14 protein-coding genes and 1 pseudogene are annotated in these 17,974 nt (G+C 38.8%); 7 read left to right on the top strand and 8 right to left on the bottom strand.

Features of this window, described 5'->3' with window-relative positions:
• From AC1DG9_RS02640 to uvrC, 3 genes are all read left to right on the top strand, one after another.
• The coding region (locus AC1DG9_RS02640) for a tetratricopeptide repeat protein (RefSeq protein WP_477634275.1) at window positions 1–1,224 on the top strand (1,224 nt) is incomplete at its 5' end.
• Window positions 1,225–1,226: 2 nt separating this feature from the next.
• Window positions 1,227–3,449, top strand: coding sequence for a penicillin-binding protein 1A (locus tag AC1DG9_RS02635; protein ID WP_477634274.1), 2,223 nt, complete (start codon window positions 1,227–1,229; stop codon window positions 3,447–3,449).
• A gap of 24 nt (window positions 3,450–3,473) precedes the next feature.
• Entirely contained in the window at window positions 3,474–5,270 is a 1,797-nt protein-coding gene (gene uvrC / locus AC1DG9_RS02630; RefSeq protein WP_288883885.1) for an excinuclease ABC subunit UvrC, read from the top strand.
• Window positions 5,271–5,395: 125 nt separating this feature from the next.
• Here the strand turns inward: uvrC and porN are convergent, their stop codons facing one another.
• The 6 genes from porN to AC1DG9_RS02600 form a co-directional block, all read right to left on the bottom strand.
• Window positions 5,396–6,277: a type IX secretion system ring subunit PorN/GldN gene (gene porN / locus AC1DG9_RS02625; protein WP_172661675.1), complete on the bottom strand. Its 882-nt coding sequence runs from the start codon at window positions 6,275–6,277 to the stop codon at window positions 5,396–5,398.
• A 6-nt stretch (window positions 6,278–6,283) separates the two neighbouring features.
• Window positions 6,284–7,822, bottom strand: coding sequence for a type IX secretion system motor protein PorM/GldM (porM, locus tag AC1DG9_RS02620; RefSeq protein ID WP_477634273.1), 1,539 nt, complete (start codon window positions 7,820–7,822; stop codon window positions 6,284–6,286).
• Window positions 7,823–7,868: 46 nt separating this feature from the next.
• Window positions 7,869–8,681, bottom strand: a complete 813-nt coding sequence (porL, locus tag AC1DG9_RS02615) for a type IX secretion system motor protein PorL/GldL (RefSeq protein ID WP_172661677.1) — start codon at window positions 8,679–8,681, stop codon at window positions 7,869–7,871.
• A gap of 40 nt (window positions 8,682–8,721) precedes the next feature.
• Window positions 8,722–10,089, bottom strand: coding sequence for a T9SS ring complex lipoprotein PorK/GldK (gene porK, locus AC1DG9_RS02610; protein ID WP_477634272.1), 1,368 nt, complete (start codon window positions 10,087–10,089; stop codon window positions 8,722–8,724).
• Window positions 10,090–10,250: 161 nt separating this feature from the next.
• Window positions 10,251–11,021, bottom strand: a complete 771-nt coding sequence (locus AC1DG9_RS02605) for a uroporphyrinogen-III synthase (RefSeq protein WP_048907674.1) — start codon at window positions 11,019–11,021, stop codon at window positions 10,251–10,253.
• 16 nt (window positions 11,022–11,037) lie between these two features.
• Window positions 11,038–12,015, bottom strand: a complete 978-nt coding sequence (locus tag AC1DG9_RS02600) for a DUF4271 domain-containing protein (RefSeq protein WP_172661679.1) — start codon at window positions 12,013–12,015, stop codon at window positions 11,038–11,040.
• A 278-nt stretch (window positions 12,016–12,293) separates the two neighbouring features.
• Between AC1DG9_RS02600 and AC1DG9_RS02595 the strand changes: the two are divergent.
• Window positions 12,294–13,034 (top strand): annotated as a pseudogene (locus AC1DG9_RS02595) (DUF6597 domain-containing transcriptional factor); the annotation flags it as partial.
• Here AC1DG9_RS02595 and AC1DG9_RS02590 read toward each other — a convergent pair.
• Complete coding sequence (locus tag AC1DG9_RS02590) at window positions 12,921–13,910, bottom strand: LysR family transcriptional regulator (RefSeq protein WP_477634271.1); 990 nt, start codon at window positions 13,908–13,910, stop codon at window positions 12,921–12,923. The pseudogene AC1DG9_RS02595 and the gene AC1DG9_RS02590 sit on opposite strands and share 114 nt — an antisense overlap.
• Before the next feature lie 132 nt (window positions 13,911–14,042).
• Here AC1DG9_RS02590 and AC1DG9_RS02585 point away from each other — a divergent pair, with 132 nt between their 5' ends.
• From AC1DG9_RS02585 to AC1DG9_RS02575, 3 genes are read left to right on the top strand one after another with little or no spacing between them, the layout of a single operon-like run.
• A complete protein-coding gene (locus tag AC1DG9_RS02585; RefSeq protein WP_337717323.1) occupies window positions 14,043–15,026 on the top strand; it encodes a c-type cytochrome in 984 nt (327 codons plus the stop codon).
• Window positions 15,027–15,488 carry a DsrE family protein gene (locus AC1DG9_RS02580; RefSeq protein ID WP_172661683.1) on the top strand — a complete coding sequence of 154 codons (462 nt, stop codon included), beginning with the start codon at window positions 15,027–15,029 and terminating at the stop codon, window positions 15,486–15,488. It begins immediately after the preceding gene.
• Window positions 15,489–15,522: 34 nt separating this feature from the next.
• Window positions 15,523–16,443, top strand: a complete 921-nt coding sequence (locus AC1DG9_RS02575; RefSeq protein WP_337717321.1) for a molybdate ABC transporter substrate-binding protein — start codon at window positions 15,523–15,525, stop codon at window positions 16,441–16,443.
• A gap of 18 nt (window positions 16,444–16,461) precedes the next feature.
• Here AC1DG9_RS02575 and AC1DG9_RS02570 read toward each other — a convergent pair whose 3' ends face one another.
• Entirely contained in the window at window positions 16,462–17,943 is a 1,482-nt protein-coding gene (locus AC1DG9_RS02570; RefSeq protein ID WP_337717319.1) for a family 43 glycosylhydrolase, read from the bottom strand.
• Window positions 17,944–17,974: the final 31 nt, after the last annotated feature.

The following is a 17,974-nucleotide window of genomic DNA, read 5'->3' as shown; positions in this document are numbered from 1 at the left end:
GCCGCTCCCGTTGTTAAAGACCCTCAAACCCTGATAAAACAATATACCGATGCGTTGCCTGTTACACCGGAACTTCTTGCAAAATCCAATCAAAAGATCATTGATGCTTACTACGAAATAGCAAGTTTCTACTTACAGGAATTGAATAGCCCTAAAGAAGCAGCAGAAGTTTATCAGTTATTATTGAGTAGATTCCCTGCCAACAATCATTTGGCAGCAACCTATTATAGCCTGTTTTTAATTAACAAGGGGGGTGATGAAGCAAAATCTGCAGATTTCAAGAGCAGAGTTTTAAAAGACTTTCCTTCGTCCATGTATGCGAAAATCATTATAGATCCTTCATTCTCATTAAAGCAATCAGAACTTGAAACAGCAACAAACAAACAATACAACGATCTATTTGAGCAGTACTTAAAGAAAGATTTCAATACCGTAATCAATCGTGTAAATGAAATCTCGAAAAATAACACCAGTAGTTTCCTTGCACCACAGTTTGCCTATTTAAAAGCAATTGCAATTGGGAGAACAAACAACGTAGATGCCCTGCTAACCGCTTTTAGTAGCATAACAGAGCAATTTCCAGACGACAAACTGATCACTCCTCTTGTTAAGGAAAATGCAGCTTATATCAATGATCATCTCTCAGATTTTCAAAAAAGGGATACTGCACTGATAGATTTTGATCCTAACGAACCGCCTTTTTTCGGCCCGGCCAAATCAATACCAACCGTTGCCAAAGCACCGGAACCAGTTGCTTCCCAAAAACCAGAACAAACGGCAAAAGTTCAGGAACCGGTTAAGGCTGCATCCCCTCTGCAAGCAGCTCCAGATGTGCCTAAAGCTACCGAAGTAAAGGTCGACGGCCCATTCAGCACAGCAACATCAACAGTTTACTATTATGTAATAGATGTATCCGATGCCTCATTAACACTAAGCTCGTCACGTTTTGGTATTGGTCAGTTTAACCGCGGAAACTATGCCGGAAGTGGTCTGAAACACCAATTAAAAGAATTTGACAATGATCAACTCATTTATGTGGGGAACTTTAGTAATTTTGACGAGGCAAAAACCTATGCATCCGGAATCACTCCACAGCTAAAACAAATCATGAAAGTTCCCGTTAATATCTACACAAGTTTCATCATCAGCAAAGAGAATTTCGAAAAACTTACCAGTAAAGCTTTGCTGGATAAGTACATAGAATTTTATAAAAACAACTATTAAAAATGAGGAAAGCACTTTCGCAGGAAGACATCAGAAAGTATAACTTTACATTATGGAAATTATTAATCGGGGGAATAATTCTCTTTTCCCTGTTTATCATTTGCATCGGATTTGGATTATTTGGAGAGCTCCCATCATTCAGAGATATTGAACACCCTAAAAGTAACCAGGCATCAGAAATTGTAACTGATGATGGAAGGGTTCTAGGCACCTATTTTGTACAAAACAGATCAAATGTTACCTATCCGGAAATCTCAGAAAACGTAATTAATGCGTTAATTGCAACCGAGGATATCCGATTCAGAGAACATTCAGGTATCGATTTCAAACGTACATTTACCATATTTTTTTATGCCCTAATCGGGAAAAAACAAGGGGGTAGTACAATTACCCAACAGCTTGCTTTAAACCTGTTTTCAGAAGAAGGAAGACAAAAAAACTTTGCCAAGCGTATTTTACAGAAATTTCAGGAATGGGTTATTGCCGTAAAACTAGAGCGCAACTATACCAAAGAAGAAATTATTGTGATGTATCTTAACACGGTAGAATTTGGCAACCAGGCATATGGTATCAAATCGGCCGCCAGGGTTTATTTCAACACAACGCCAGATAAATTAACTGTTTCACAGGCAGCAACCCTGGTTGGTATTCTTAAAGGAATCACCAGATACTCACCTACCCGAAACCCTGAACGGTCTTTAGCCAGAAGAAATACAATTATGGGGTTAATGCTAAAAGAAAACCTGCTTACCCAGCAACAATTTGATGCTGAGCAACAAAAACCACTAGGGTTACACTTTAGCGCAGCAACTGTTAACGACGGAATTGCACCATATTTTAGGGCTGTTTTAAAGAATGATATCAGGAGAATATTTGAAGAGCGTTCTATAACAAAACCAGATGGAAMTCCATATGATCTTGACAGGGATGGGTTAAAGATAATCACAACCTTAAATTACGACATGCAGGTTGCAGCTGAAGATGCGCAAAAGGAATACATGAAAACCCTTCAGCAGTCGTTTATCAACAGCTGGAAAGGACGAAACCCATTCAAAGGAAAAGAAGCCCAGATAGAACAGGGTGTTAAAAGATCTGACAGATACAGAGCTTTACAGCTTGAAGGTAAATCGGAAGCAGAAATTAAAGAAGACTTTAATACTCCCACCCGTTTAACCATCTTTACCTGGAAAGGAAATATAGATACCTTAATGAAGCCTATTGATTCTGTAAAGTATTACAAAATGCTTTTAAGAAATGCAATGATGGCCATGGATCCGCAAACAGGATATGTTAAAGCCTGGGTTGGTGGTATCAACTACGAACATTTCAAATATGATCAGGTTAAAATGGGTACAAGGCAGGTGGGCTCAACCGCTAAACCATTTACCTATGCCGTAGCAATTGAAAACGGGTATTCTCCATGCTTTTCTGTGCTTAACGAACCGGTTACAATAGAAGTTCCGGGAAGTCCACCATGGACCCCGCGTTCCGGAGGTACCGTTCCGGGCTACCTGACTTTGCAAAAAGGACTTGCACTTTCGCAAAACTATATTGCTGCTTACCTGATGAAACAAGTAGGCCCTACTGCCGTGGCTACACTGGCTAAAAAGATGGGTATTACATCAGAAGTACCGGCTTACCCGTCTATATCTCTTGGTTCATTCGATGCTTCTGTTTATGATATGGTTGGCGCTTACAGTGTTTTTGCTAATAAAGGTATTTGGACAAAACCAACCTATATTCTAAGAATAGAAGATAAAAACGGTGTGGTCTTGCACAGCGAAAAACCAATCCCTGTTCCGGCAATGAACGAAGAAGTGGCCTATGTGATGACCCGTATGCTTAGAGGTGTAGTTACCAACGGAACTGGTTGGAGGCTAGCTGGCAGGTTTGGCATTAAAACTCCAATTGGCGGTAAAACAGGAACAACACAAAACAATTCAGACGGATGGTTTATGGGAATCAGTCCGCAATTGGTTGCAGGTGTATGGACCGGGTGTGAAGACCGTGCATTTCACTTTACCAGTACTGCACAAGGTGATGGAGCTACAACGGCTCTGCCTATTTTTGCCGGCTTCATGAAACGTGTATATGCAAACCCTAAATTAAATATCTCTAAAGCAGATTTCGAACCTCCTAAAAGCGGTGTTTCCATCACTTTTGACTGTAACCAGTATCAGCAGCAGGAGCAAAAAACGGAGCTTGATGAGAAATTAGGTTTTTAACCAACTTAACCTACCTTAGTGTCAATGAGTGCTTTTGAATATAAAAAGGCTGTTAGTGATATTCCTCATAAACCCGGCGTATATCAGTTTTGGGATACCGAGGGCATTCTAATTTACATTGGTAAGGCAAAAGACCTAAGAAACAGGGTTGGCTCCTATTTCAATAAGGATAATCAGATGAATGGAAAAACAAGGGTACTTGTTTCCAAAATCAGAAAAATATCCTTTACCATTGTTGATACTGAAATTGATGCATGGCTGCTCGAAAACAGCCTCATAAAAAAGCACCAGCCAAGGTATAATATCATGCTTAAGGATGATAAAACATACCCATGGATCATCATCAAAAAGGAAGCCTTCCCGCGTGTATTCTGGACCAGAAAAATGGTTAAAGATGGGTCTACCTATTTTGGCCCTTATGCCTCTGTTGGCATGATGCATACCATACTTGACCTAATTAAAGAAACATACCCGCTTCGTACCTGCAATCTCCCGCTTACCGATAAAAACATTAACGAAGGCAAATTTAAAGTTTGCCTGGAGTATCAGATCGGTAATTGTAAAGGCCCTTGTCAGGCTTATCAAACGCATGACGATTACGACAACGGTATAGAGGAAATCAAGGATATCCTTAATGGAAAAATAGGAAATGTAATACGAGATGTAAAGCAGGTAATTAAAAACTCTGTTGAACAGCTAAACTTTGAATACGCCCATCAATACCAGCTAAAGCTGCAGGTGTTAGAAAAATACCAAAGTAAGTCTACCGTAGTAAACAGTGCAATTACCAATATAGATGTAGTAAGTATTGCTTCAGATGAGCGGTATGCTTTCGTAAATTACCTAAAGGTAATGAATGGCAGTATTATTCAGACTCAAACCATCGAAATCAAGAAACGATTAGATGAAACCGATGAGGAATTACTAACCATCGCCATCACGGAGTTCAGAACAAAATTCCACAGTACATCTAAAGAGATCATTGTTCCTTTTGACATTGTACTTCTCGATACCAATCTGAAGTTCACTGTACCCAAACTGGGTGAGAAAAAAAAACTACTCGAGCTCTCACAAAAGAATGTGCTGTTTTTCAAAAAAGAAAAGTTAAACCAGTACGAAAAGCTCAATCCTGATTTAAGAACTGATCGTATCCTTACGCAAATGCAAAAGGATCTAAGGCTTACTCAATTGCCAAAACATATAGAATGTTTTGATAACTCCAATTTTCAAGGTCAGTATCCGGTATCCGCAATTGTAGTTTTTAAGGATGCCAAGCCATCAAAAAAAGATTACAGACACTTTAATGTTAAAACCGTTGAAGGGCCCAATGATTTTGCCACAATGGAAGAAGCTGTTTACAGGCGATATAAGCGTATGCTGGAAGAAGAAGGAACATTGCCTCAACTTATCATCATTGATGGCGGTAAAGGCCAGCTATCATCAGCTTTAACGAGTTTAAAAAAGCTGGGTATAGACAAAAAGGTTACCGTAATTGGAATTGCCAAGCGTTTAGAGGAATTGTATTACCCGGGAGATTCTTATCCCCTATACCTGGATAAGAAATCTGAGACACTAAAAGTGATTCAACAACTACGAGATGAAGCGCACAGGTTCGGTATCACCTTTCATAGAAAAAAACGAGATCAGGGAACATTAAAAACAGAACTGGAACAAATAGATGGTATAGGCAAAACGACTGCCGATAAGCTGTTAAGGCATTTTAAGTCCGTAAAGAAAATAAAAGAGGCATCAGAAGCAGCCCTTGCAGAAGTGTTAAACAAAAAACAGGTACAGACTCTGCTCAATTATTTTAAACAATAGGATTATACAATATACAATAGGGTATAAAACACGTCATCTCGACTTTAGGAGAGATCTCTTGTTTGTATTGTTCAAGAGATCTCTCCTAAAGTCGAGATGACGAAAAGGTTAAAATAAAATCCRTTCTAATACTCCCAAAGACTCTGTTCAAAATCAGAGATCGATTTCTTTATCCGTTCAGACTCATAAAGCTTTCTAGGATCTTTAGGATCGGTAAGACCTAACATATCCGTAATATTTTTATTTCCCGGATTGGTTTCTTTAACAACATAACTCGAGAACAACCTTCTAACAAAAAAATCATCAAAAGTTAAAGTAGAAGCATCATTACCCGGGTTATTAAGGCGTTTTTTGCTTAACAGCTCACGTGCATCATCATAATAAACCCAAAATACCGGTTGCCAGTGTCCTTCAACCTCTTTCATTGGCGCAATACCAACTATTCTTGGTTCAAAAACAGAGCGCTTAGAATCTAGTATCCAATCTTCCTTTATTCTGTATTTTAAAAACTCATCCGATCTTAATCTTCTTAAAGAAGGTTCGGCAATTTTACCCGTTGCAGAATCAGCTACACCTTCACTTACCCCTCTTGCACTTTGCAAAGCCTCCTGAGCAGTCAAAGCAATGCGAAACGAATCATTATCGTCAAGAATCTTCCCTGCGGTAGTATCTTTATTAGAATATACTGTTAACTCCTCGTTGCCAATCGCTTCTAATAAAATATCAATTAGTTTAGCATCTTCAGCTTTAAGAACCGAGTTAATGGTGTCTCTTAAATCAATTTCACGCCAAATTCTTTTCGCATAATAAACATCCTCTTCCCTTACATCAGCATATGGAACCATCACATTACTATCGATGTCCTTTCTTACGGCAAAACCATCCTTTGGAGGTGTTTTAATCTTAGTTTTCTTAAGTGAATCCACCTTAGCCGGAGCTGTCGGGACCTGTGCAAATGCACCCATACTTAACAACAATAATGCAACAATACCTAAGACATTTTTCATAATATTCTATTTTGCTACAAATGTAATTCCGTCTAAAACTTTTTGTCTTCCATCTGGCCCTTCGCAAACAATATCCTTAAAGATAACAGTTGCATTTGGCTTAATAGAATTTAAAGCCCCTTTAATCTGTCCGTTAAAACCACCACCACTGCATTGAATGGTAACCGCATCAGCCTTCGGATTAATAAAGGTAGCAGAAAATCTGATCACCCTGAATTTAACATCGAAAACGAAATCTTCAAGCTGTGTCTCAATTCCACCGGCACCTTCCAGCCATTCCAAAGGAACATTACCTCCGGCTTTTCCTTTAACATATGCTCTCGGAGTAGGCAATCCTTTAACTCTGAATTGCTGAGAACCCAGATTTAATGTTTTACCGGCGTTAGTAGCAGAAACATTAATACTTAAAGTTTTGCCAACCTGTCCACCATCAACATTAACAGTGTACTTACCATTACCGCCAGAAATAGATCCTCCTGAAATAGAAGCACGAACGCTTTCTAAAGGAAAACCAGCCGCCGRAACTGAGAATGGATTAGGAATACCGGCATAAATAACATTCATTTTATCTGGTGATACCGTTGCCGAAGGCTTAGCTACCTGATAGCTTTGCTCAGCAGTTGGATATTCTTTAATCTGTCCGTCGGTTTGTCTAACCCGGATAATCCCTTTCCATCTAAAAACACCAACACTGCCGGTGCTACCAGAATAAGTTCCTTTACCCTCTTTAACAGATAAAGCATTTCCGCCAACCGAAATTTCAGGATTAGATCTAGAGTCGCTAGCCGTTAAAAAAACCTGAGCAGTATACGGCTGGCCTTGTACCACATATGAACTTGGTGCAACAGCAACCGCTTCAAACTGATCTAAATTTACAAGGGCCTTATCCATGTTACCGAATAATTTCTTTACAACTTCAGCTTCAGCATTTTTAACATCCGACTGTATCTTGGTCAAAATTGTATTTGCGGCAGTAAGCGGAGTGCCTTCGCTAAAGTTAATATCCTCCCACTTTTTATTGCCGTTAATATTTTTCTCAGCGTCTTTGGCCTCAAGCGTAAAGGTTACACCTGCACGATCTTTCTCATCCAGTAAGGCAATTAATTTCTCACGGGTTTCATTGATCTTAACTTTAAGCTTCTGACCTTCTTTCTGATTAATCATAATGCCCTGTGCAATATCAAGGTTTGCTCTTTCAACAAGATCACCTGTTTCCTCATCAATACCTTTTCCTGCGGCATTAAACTTATCTTTCAGCTTCTGCACATAATTATTCAACTCATCTGCATAGGCTTTGGCTTTGTTGGCCTTATCCCATATTGGTTGAGCCCTTGCCGGCTCATCTTTAAGTTTTGTATTTTGAAATGATGTAAATAATTGTTCAATGCTTGTATTTACGTTAGTTTTTGAACTAACTAAACTATCATTGATATTTTTAAAAGCATTTAATATAGTATCTGATACGTTTAGGGCGAGCATAGCTAACAATACCAAATACATGATATTGATCATCTTCTGTCTCGTTGTCTGTTTTCCTCCGGCCATTCTAAATAGGTCTGTTTGGTTAATTAATAAATAAAATAATTACTAATTATCCGCGTGGCTGGTTCATAGCAGATAACATATTGCCATAAATAGCATTTAACGATGACAGGTTTTTAGCTAATTTACCTACTTCATCTTTAAACTGTTTAGAATCTTCCATTGATTCATTAAAGTTGTTCATCGTAAGCGATAAGTTCTGGTAAAACTTATTCATAGATTTCAAATGAGCACTTGAATCCTGTAGTTCTAATTCATATACAGCATTTAAAGCTGATAAATTTTTAGCCAATGTATTTACCTGCTCATGGTAAGATTTAGAAGCAACATTGCTTTCACCCATTTCTACCAATTGAGAAGTAGCTCTTTCAAATGCACTGTTTAAGCTATCAAAGCTTGCCGAAGCACCTTTAATTTTACCTGTAAATTCAGCTGTTGCAGTTGAAACATCAGCTACATTAGATATAGCAGCAACTTTATCTCCAAAAGTACGTAAACCCGTACCCAGGCTTTCAATCAATTCAGGACCAATTTTAGCGTCTACAAGCATCTTATCTAAGGCCGCAGTTGAAGAAAAACTTGCAGCAGGTGCAGCAACCGGTCTGGCCGAAGCCTTAGGCAGTTCCCCATCAAAATCGTCTCTTAATTCAGGATATACCCTTTCCCATGCTGGTTCAGGGTCAGGTTGAATGAATCCGGTTAGCGCAAAAAGAATTGCTTCTACCCCTAGTCCGGCACCAATCATATAATTACCCCAAACACCACCAAGGTGAAGGATTTTGAAAAGTGCTCCAAGAATTACCACACTAGCACCAAGCGATATAGCTAGGTGCATCTTATCAAATTTTCTATTTGCTGCCATTTTATTAAAATAAGGATTATCGGTTTTGGGTTTTGTTCGTTTAGTTTTTATAAGAAATATCAGTTCCAGGATATGAAGAAATACATCTGAAACCAATATAAGATCTTGCTTCATCCTKATACTCATAAGTACCAACAGAGTTTTGCAGGAAGAAACCTATGTCTTTCCATGAGCCACCCCTTACAACCTTACGTTTTTTGTATTTGCTGTCCGAAGTTTTAGCTACATAAGTAAAATTAGGATTAAAATCGTGTAGCATTGGCGCTGCTGATGGGTTGTAAGCAGTTATAGTCCACTCGGCAACGTTACCAGCCATATTATATAATCCGTAATCATTCGGAAAATACGATTTTACGTTTACGGTATACAAACCACCATCATCTGAATAGTTTCCGCGTCCAACTTTAAAGTTTGCCTGCATACACCCTTTGGTGTTACGCACATATGGCCCTCCCCATGGATATTTGGTTTTCACGTTACCACCTCTGGCAGCATATTCGAACTGAGCATCACTTGGTAATTGATACTCGGGTCTTGAATTAAGCGGTTGTTTTCTTGCTACCGCTACTGATTCATAGAAGCGTGTACGCCATACACAAAATGCAGAAGCCTGCTCCCAGTTTACACCAACAACAGGATAATCATCGTAAGACGGATGGTTAAAGTAAGTTTTAACCATTGGGTCATTCTGCGAATAGGAATAATCTACTTTCCAAACCATCGTATCAGGGTAAACTGGAATAGATGGGTGATGATTGGGATTAGAAGGATCAGGCAAATCTGTATAAGTAACAATAAAATCCTGTCTCTTTTTAGAAGGATCATTTCTTCCTTCGGCAGCCAGATCAGTGCTTACATAGCTGTAAGCATATCTTAATTTTCTGATATCAATTTCGTTTCTTCCGGGAATCGCATCAGCTCCGCTATAATACATATCGGTTAACTTGCTGCCGTATCCGCCATTTTTATTACTCCACAGTTGTGATCCGTTACCAACTTTTCTCCAGTCGATATTTCTTGTTCCACCAAGAGGAGTTGAGCCTGCCGGTCCTTGTGGTTGTGCCTGAAAATAGTTCGGTGCACCAGAGGGGCCTAAACTGGTTACAGCAATTGAATCTCTAACCCAGTTTACAAATTGCCTGTATTCAGCATTTGTAATCTCGGTCTGATCCATAAAAAATGCACTAAAGGAGGTCATTTTACTAGGCGAGCTCTGAGAGTTATTGATGTCCTCATCAGATATACCTATAAGGGTTCTACCAGGAGGTATGTAAACCATACCCAAGGGAATCCTATTATTTCTGAATTTTTTATTGTATACACCAACCAGTTCGCCCTGGCCGCCCTTTCCACAACTGGAAAGAAATATTGCAACGATAAAAAAACCTAATAAGTATCTGTTTCTCATAATTAGCATCAAGCAATTTCCTAACAATTTTATCAATAATGATTGATATAAACAATTATTGGGGGTAAAAATATGCTTAAAGACTAAAATGAACAGAATTTAGTTCAAATGAACTTAATTATTAAACTTTAAAGAAATAATGCTTAACTGTATGTTAAGCATTATTTGTTAGACTTTTTAATATAATTTTCTATAGCCATAATCATAGAAGGAGCCTCTGGAGAAGGGGCTGCAATGTCTACAATAAGGCCCGCATCCTTAACAGCTTTGTGGGTATTTACTCCAAAAGCAGCTATACGGGTATTGTTCTGTTTAAATTCAGGGAAGTTAGTAAACAACGACTGAATACTTGATGGGCTAAAGAACCCGATCACATCATAAAAAACTTCTGCCAGATCCGAAAGATCTGAAACAACTGTTTTAAATAATACAGCCGGAGTAAAATCATAACCATTCTTCTGCAAGAAATTCATAGTATCCTCAGTAGCCACGTCAGAGCAAGGGTAAAGGAACTTTTCACCTGCGTGTTTTTTCAAAACCTCGGCTAAATCTGCTGCAGTTTGCTTTCCAAAAAAGATCTTGCGCTTTCTATACTGAATGTATTTCTGCAGATATAAAGCAGTAGATTCTGAAATACAAAAATATTTCAGATCGGCAGGAACTTCGTACCTCATTTCTTCACAAATTCTGAAAAAATGATCAACGGCGTTTCTGCTGGTAAATACCACGGAGGTGAAATCACTTAACGTAATTTTGTCCTTTCTAAAATCCCTGGCAGGTACTCCTTCAACATGAATAAATGACCTAAAATCAATTTTCAAGTTATACTTTTTTGCCAAATCAAAGTAAGGAGATTTCTCTGTTTCTGGTTTCGGTAATGTTATTAAGATACTCTTTACCTTACGCAACCTATCTTCTGTCTTTTCTTGCATTTTACAAATTACACGGTTATAATCCTATTGCCTTGATTAAAATTAATATAGGGCAAATTTCGAGGGCACAAAAGTACAAAAACAAATAGACTTTTGAAAATCGATGATGAGATAAAATATTAACCCCTGCCCTTATGAACTGAAAAGCAAAGATCACGCCTAACAGTATAAAAGAGATAGCAATGTAGTATGGGCCATATTTTAAGGGGGATAATGCGAATGCTATAACCAGTGGAATGAAGATTAAAGAGAGGTTAAAATAACTCAAATATAATATTGTAACATATTCATTAACCGGCTTCTGAATGTTAAAAAGGTACCCTAATATCCTTAAAATAACTATTTTCATGATGTATAAAACCACAATAAGTATAGAAATGCTCAGGTAAAACTGGAAACCTGTACCTGGAAAAGAGATGTGATAAAAGCCTGAAACAAGGTAAAAGAACATTCCTATTGTAAAGCCAAACTGAACAAATAAGAGTAAAAAAGGCCACGATGTAAACAGGTTATCTTCCTTATTAAGATTGTTCAAAACCCTGTTACTAAAAAAAGATTGCACAATTGTTTGTAACTGTTTATTAAAGGATATTTTTAACACTGCAAACAAAACCAAAAGCAAAGCTACAATAGCCGGCACCCAAACTGAACCTTTTGGTACTGGTTTGCCCAATCTGTATTTACTTACCTTCATCGTGGTAAGCTCTTTATATCTGCTGATAAGATTAGAACGACCCACAACATTTGCCTTAATTATACTATCCATAATCATGTGTTTATGGACCATTGAATCTGGAAAAAGCCAACTGTGGGTCATTATAGAATCCGTAACAAATTGCTGACGGGCAAGAAAAGCCGGATCTTTTACAAATTTACGTTTGTAAGTTGTTGTTACAACAGAATCAACAGTCTGCGGTACTATCTGTGCATAAGTCCGGCTATAGCCTAAGGCAAAAAATAAGGAGACAATTAGTATAACACGACTCAAATTCATCGCCCCAAATTTAGATAAAACTTTTGAAGATCATGCCAATAGCATCTTTAATGAGACCTAGCTGGATCGCTACTAGTTCGAGACTAGTTCGAGACTGCTTTGAGACTGCTTCGGGTAAAGGTACCTTTTTTCCGAAGCAATCTGCTCTCAGTCCTTATTCTGTCTCGATTTTGTCCAAGCCCGGCTACCTCCGTGCATGCTCTGAGTACAGAGCCGGATTATAACTTTTTCTGTAGTATAAAAATGTTTATCTTTAACTAACCCTATATTGGCTAAGTATGGATCCCTACAACTCGGTTGTTAAAAAAACGGCCCCAACTGAAGCGCTTCAGGCTTTTGTATCTGAATATGTTTTCAGGATACTTACTGTACCAAAACATGAACCTGTGGTTAAAGCCATGCCCTTACGTGTAATGGGCTCTATTGATTTCTTTTTGGGCGACAGTTTCGAAACGATTAACTGCAATTCTAATCAGACTGAATCTTTTGCAAGATGTACCATTCGTGGTCCGCGTACACATAAAAAATATATCATTGCAATTAGTGGTCATTTTGTTTCGTTCACTATCAAATTTAAACCTGCCGGTTTGTACCGATTACTGGGTATTCCGGCAAATCTTTTTTGCAATCAGGCTATTGATGGACAGCTGTTATTTGCCAGTATATTTAAAGAAATAACCGAAAGACTGATGCCTTGTAGTGACATTAATGAGTGCATTGAAATTGTAGAGCCTTACTTGCTACAAATGGCATTAAAACACGCCAAAATTTACCCCTCTAAAGCGGTAAATCAAATGACAAGCCTGATTTTTAACAATAGAGCACCTGTATTTTTGCCTAAGGTATCGCTATCAGACAGGCAGCTGGAAAGGAATTTCGCAAAAGAAATTGGCACTACCCCCAAATTATATAGCAACATGGTTCGTTTTGAAAACCTGCTGCATTATAAAATTAATTTTCCTGATAAAAGCTGGACCGAAATAGCTTATGAGTTTAATTACTATGATCAGATGCATCTTATAAAATCCTTTAAAAAATTTCTTGATGTTACTCCAAGCGACTTTCGTGCTGGAAAACTGGAAAGTGCGAAACATCTCTATTCCTTTGATATCTACAATACTAAGTTCGTTCCTTTTTAGTTCACCAATAATAGTTTGCATGGATAAGAAAGCTGCAGCTTCTGAATGAAGAAGGTATTGTTTAATACTGACATTACTTTCTAGCTGCAGTTCAATTTTGAGGTCTTTTAGGTTTATGCCGACCTCGCTTAGTGCCTTTGATATAACATCCAGTGTACCAGAGCCATGCTCCCTAAGCACCAACGACAAGTCCAGTAGTTGCAGCGGAGTAATTTCGCCCTTGCGGGCTAGTGGGTTGTCAGACTTTGTGACCAAAACCAATTCATCGTCACTAAATTTTTCATAGTTTATCTGTGGATAATGCATCTGCCCTTCTACCATTGCCACATCTATTTTACCATCTATTACCAGTTGTGTAATAGATTCCGTATTCCCTCTGGTAAATGTAAATACGATTTCGGGATAAGCTGTTTTAAATAAAGCAAGGATTTTGGGCATGAAAGTTTGTGCCAATGTTGTGCTTGCCCCTATACGAAGGTTACCCCTTAGGCCATCACTTAACTGAGCCAGGTCGTTTTCGATAAGTAAATAAATTTCAAAGATTTTCGCGGTATGCTTTAATAAAACATTGCCCGCTGCTGTTAAGGAAATATGATTCCCGTTTCGAACAAACAAAGCAGTATTTAGCTGTTTTTCGAGCTCACGAATATGTCTGGTTACGGCAGGTTGCGTAATAAAGAGTTCGGCAGCTGCTTTGGTAAAGCTCAGTTTTAGTGCAACTGTTTGAAATACTTGTAACCTGAAATCGAATATCATAGGCACAATATATAAATATCCATAGAATTATGTAATGACCTTTAATAACTTTTTGTTATGACCTATAACTATAAACATCTTTTGCATTGGCTTCATTAATGCCATCTTTGGATAACACACAAATGAAACCTTATGTTAACTAACCAATTAAAACTCTTCGCTATTATTAGCACCACCGCCTTAATATGCAGTTGTAACGAACCGGGCAAGCACATACAACAGCATAATTTAAGCGAAACAAAACCCACTCCAGTTGTTAAAGATGTATGGCAGGCTCCTGAAGAGCACACTATACCAAAAAATTCCAAGGGCGAAATGATTCGCTATGGTAAAGATTTGATTGTAAATACCTCTGCCTACTTTGGCCCTAAAGGAAGATTGGGTAAATTTACCAATGGATTGAATTGCCAAAATTGTCATTTAGATGCAGGCACCAGGATATTCGGTAATAACTATGCTGCTGTGATGAGTAGTTACCCGAAGATTACTGCTCGCTCAGGGAAAATAATCAGCCCCGCAGCACGAATTAAAGGTTGTTTTGAGCGTAGCCTGAATGGCACAATGCCAGATTCTGCATCCAAAGAAATAAGAGCAATGCTGGCTTATATGGAATGGCTTAATCAGGGTGTTAAAGAACCTGAAGGCATGTATGGAAGGGGTACAGAAAAAATAGCCGTGCTGGATCGCCCTGCCGACCCTAAGAAAGGCGCATTGCTATATTCCTCAAAATGCAGAAGCTGTCATGGCGAAAATGGAGAAGGTATTGCTGCAGCTGGAGGCAAGACCTTTGTTTATCCACCATTGTGGGGTAAACTAAGTTATAATGATGGCGCCGGACTTTATCGCCTCTCTAACTTTGCGGGTTTTATTAAGAACAATATGCCTTTTGGTGCTTCTTACAAAAATCCGATATTAACAGACGAGGAATCATGGGACATAGCGGCTTTTGTTAACTCGCAGGCACGTCCTCACAAAGATCAACACAAAGACTACCCCGATTTAAAGAAGAAACCTGTAGATGCTCCATATGGGCCCTACGGAGATCAATTCTCGGAAAAACAACACAAATATGGCCCATATCAACCAATTAAAAATGCACACAAAACAAAAACATAAATGAAAAATCTAACCAAGTACATCTTTGCAATATTTGCAATCTTATTATTCACTGCCATCAAACCGGCCATGGCTCAAAACAGTCAGGAATTTCAACCGGCAAAAAGCAAGAACAAACAATATTATGCGCTTTATGCATTAAACAGCGGTGATGAGCAAAAGATAGCCGGAACATTAAGAAATATTAAAAACGCGTTGGAAGATCCGCGCTTAAAGGGAAAACTTCATATTGAGCTTATTGCCTTTAGCGGAGGCGTAGCAGTGTTCGATAAAAAAGGTCCCTTTAAAGAAACTTTACTCGATTTAAAATCTCGTGGAGTAGATCTTGTTCAATGTGAAAATACAATTAGGGAGCGCAAAATTGAGAAGAGCTCTTTGTATGATTTCATTAACTATGCGCCGAGTGGTAATGGTGAAATTATTTTGCGCCACTATGAAGGATGGGCAATTGTACATCCATAAATATTCTTTAAAATGAAGGTTTAACCCAACAATAATGAGCAAATTAAAACTAATCATATTTATACTAACAGTAGTATTTTTTAACAACACTACTGTAATGGCTCAGGATCATCGTTTCGATCCGCCATGGAATACACCTCCCGATTCAAAGGTGAAGTTTACAATTCCCGGGATTGATAATGTCCCTGATATTTATGGCGACATAAATGACCCTCAGCTGGTTGTATTTTTTGCCGGCAACCAGTTTATGGTTATTGATGATTTGATGAAATCATTTAAGCTTAAATACCCGCAGTATACCCGGGTGCTTGCAGAAACMCTTCCTCCTGGTATTTTAGCAAAGCAGATTGAAGCAGGTAGCATTGTTATTGGCAACATGCGGATAACATTAAAGCCAGATGTATACACTGCCGGCAAAAGCAGAATTGATGAAAGTAAGGACTGGTTTAGCAGAACTGGGCTTTATGCTAAAAATAAACTGGCTATAATGACCCGAAAAGGAAACCCAAAGCAAGTAAAAAAGCTGGCTGACCTGGGCCGCAGCGATGTGCGTGTGAGCATGCCTAATCCTGAATGGGAAGGAATTGGAAAACGCATTGAGGAAGCTTATAGAAAAGTAGGTGGAGATGCGCTTAGAAACACCATAATGGAAACTAAAGTGAAGGATTCGACAACATACCTTACTCAAATTCATCATAGGCAAACACCCATGCGCATTTTATATGAGCAAAGTGATGCAGGGCCTGTTTGGTATTCTGAAGTACATTATCAGAAAATGATTGGTCACCCGATTGAGTACATTGAGATTCCCGAAAACGAGAACATCAAGGCTCAGTACTATGCCGGTCAGCTTAAAAAAGCGCCGCATCCTAAAGCAGCTAGAGATTTTATGGATTTTCTTGTAAGTAAAGAGGCCCGTGCCATTTACAGCAAGTACGGATTTGAACTCCCTTAACCGGGAGTTCAAATTTTATTAATTTTCTTCTTTAAGCGGGCTCACTTTAATGGATTTGAATTTCACTTCACCATGCTTGGAGTAAAACCATAAAAACCCGCCTCTTTGTTCTGGAGTACGGTTTACAATGCATCTTTTGTTGTCAATTGAAACATCTATAATATCGTCTTTCACTATTATATCAAGCTTAATGGTTTTGTTTAAACCGCTAACAGCTCTGATCATTGTATTACCAAGGCTTACGGTTTGATTATTTGGTGAGAAGTTTAGTCGGTAACCAGCCTCTGCTTTTTCGCGTGATCTTAAGTACAGTCCATACTCATCAACCGAACCAGCTGTTTCTATTTCCATAGTAATCCGGCTATTTAATGGAATAGCCGCTGCATGGGCTGCTCCTACTCCATTAGGTGCTTTAATTGAAATACTGTTTTTGCTGACAATAGAAGCGTGCAGATCGGCAACCAGATCAGGTTGAATCTCTGTTCCAGTTTCAGGGATCATCTCGGTCGGGAACTTTGAACTTAGTGTCCCGTCTGCTTCCTGTATAATTTCGCGAAAGATGGCATTGCCGCCAAACCTTTCTCCACCATCATCCTTGTTTTGATCTCTAGAAGGAATCCATGCGGCTGCAATACGTCTGTTGTCTTTAAACTCAGCAGTCTTAACAACATTTGTCCACGACTCATTGATGGTTTGGTAACGGGGCTCTTCCCAAGGGCCATAAGGACTTTTAGATTTTACGTAATAGGTATCTCCATTGTCGCCATATACCAAATAATACCAGCCATTCCATAAGAAATAATCCGGGCACTCTGGTACTGATGATTGTCCGGTTAATACCGGGTCAAGTACAATCCAGTTCTTTAAATCTTTAGAAGTAAGGTGTACCAAAGCGCCTCCGGCATGCCTCAATACAGAATTCTCTTGCCAGCTGGATACAAATAAATGAAACTCTCCTGTTTTCTCATCAACAAACGCCTTTGGGTCCCGGAAATCTCTTTTGCTATAACCCGGAGCTGAGGTATAAAACGGGTTTGGTTTTTGCTTGTCGAAGTTAACACCATCAGGGCTTATTGCGTAACTCAGCTGTTCGTTTACCTGTCCTTCCTTGTTGACTAGCCGTGTTGCATAAAAAGCATAGTATTTATTTTTATAATACACGATGGAACCTGTACAGATGGATTTTTCCCACTCCTCATCAATTCCAAGCACTACTGGATGTTGCTTCCAGGTTTTTAGATCTGTTGTGGTACTTAAAACCCATTGATGGCCCCCTAATCCTTTAAGGCTTGCATGGTGCGCGGAGTCTAGAAGCCAATAAAACGAGTAAGTGCCGTTTCGCGAAAAAGGCATGCAATCACCAACAAACAAATCACCTTTAGGCCTCCAGTATTGAAGGTTCTTAGTGCTTTGAATTTTAGGATCGTACCGCACACCAAGCTGTGCCATAAGGCTATTGGTCGCAAAAACGATTAGCATTAATAGTAAACATCTTTTCATATGTGTTGTTTAAAGTAAGGTTCTTATTTAG

The sequence above is a fragment of the Pedobacter sp. 05L430 genome (assembly GCF_056397585.1).
Note: the sequence above shows the minus strand (reverse complement) of the source record. Positions and strands in the feature narration are given on the sequence as shown.

What these genes read in the sequence shown, in the direction of transcription:
- AC1DG9_RS02570 (WP_337717319.1), bottom strand. Translation starts at nt 17,943, where the DNA reads ATGAAAAGATGTTTACTATTAATGCTAATCGTTTTTGCGACCAATAGC.
- uvrC (WP_288883885.1), top strand. Translation starts at nt 3,474, where the DNA reads ATGAGTGCTTTTGAATATAAAAAGGCTGTTAGTGATATTCCTCATAAA.
- porN (WP_172661675.1), bottom strand. Translation starts at nt 6,277, where the DNA reads ATGAAAAATGTCTTAGGTATTGTTGCATTATTGTTGTTAAGTATGGGT.
- AC1DG9_RS02600 (WP_172661679.1), bottom strand. Translation starts at nt 12,015, where the DNA reads ATGAATTTGAGTCGTGTTATACTAATTGTCTCCTTATTTTTTGCCTTA.
- AC1DG9_RS02585 (WP_337717323.1), top strand. Translation starts at nt 14,043, where the DNA reads ATGTTAACTAACCAATTAAAACTCTTCGCTATTATTAGCACCACCGCC.
- AC1DG9_RS02590 (WP_477634271.1), bottom strand. Translation starts at nt 13,910, where the DNA reads ATGATATTCGATTTCAGGTTACAAGTATTTCAAACAGTTGCACTAAAA.
- AC1DG9_RS02580 (WP_172661683.1), top strand. Translation starts at nt 15,027, where the DNA reads ATGAAAAATCTAACCAAGTACATCTTTGCAATATTTGCAATCTTATTA.
- AC1DG9_RS02605 (WP_048907674.1), bottom strand. Translation starts at nt 11,021, where the DNA reads ATGCAAGAAAAGACAGAAGATAGGTTGCGTAAGGTAAAGAGTATCTTA.
- porL (WP_172661677.1), bottom strand. Translation starts at nt 8,681, where the DNA reads ATGGCAGCAAATAGAAAATTTGATAAGATGCACCTAGCTATATCGCTT.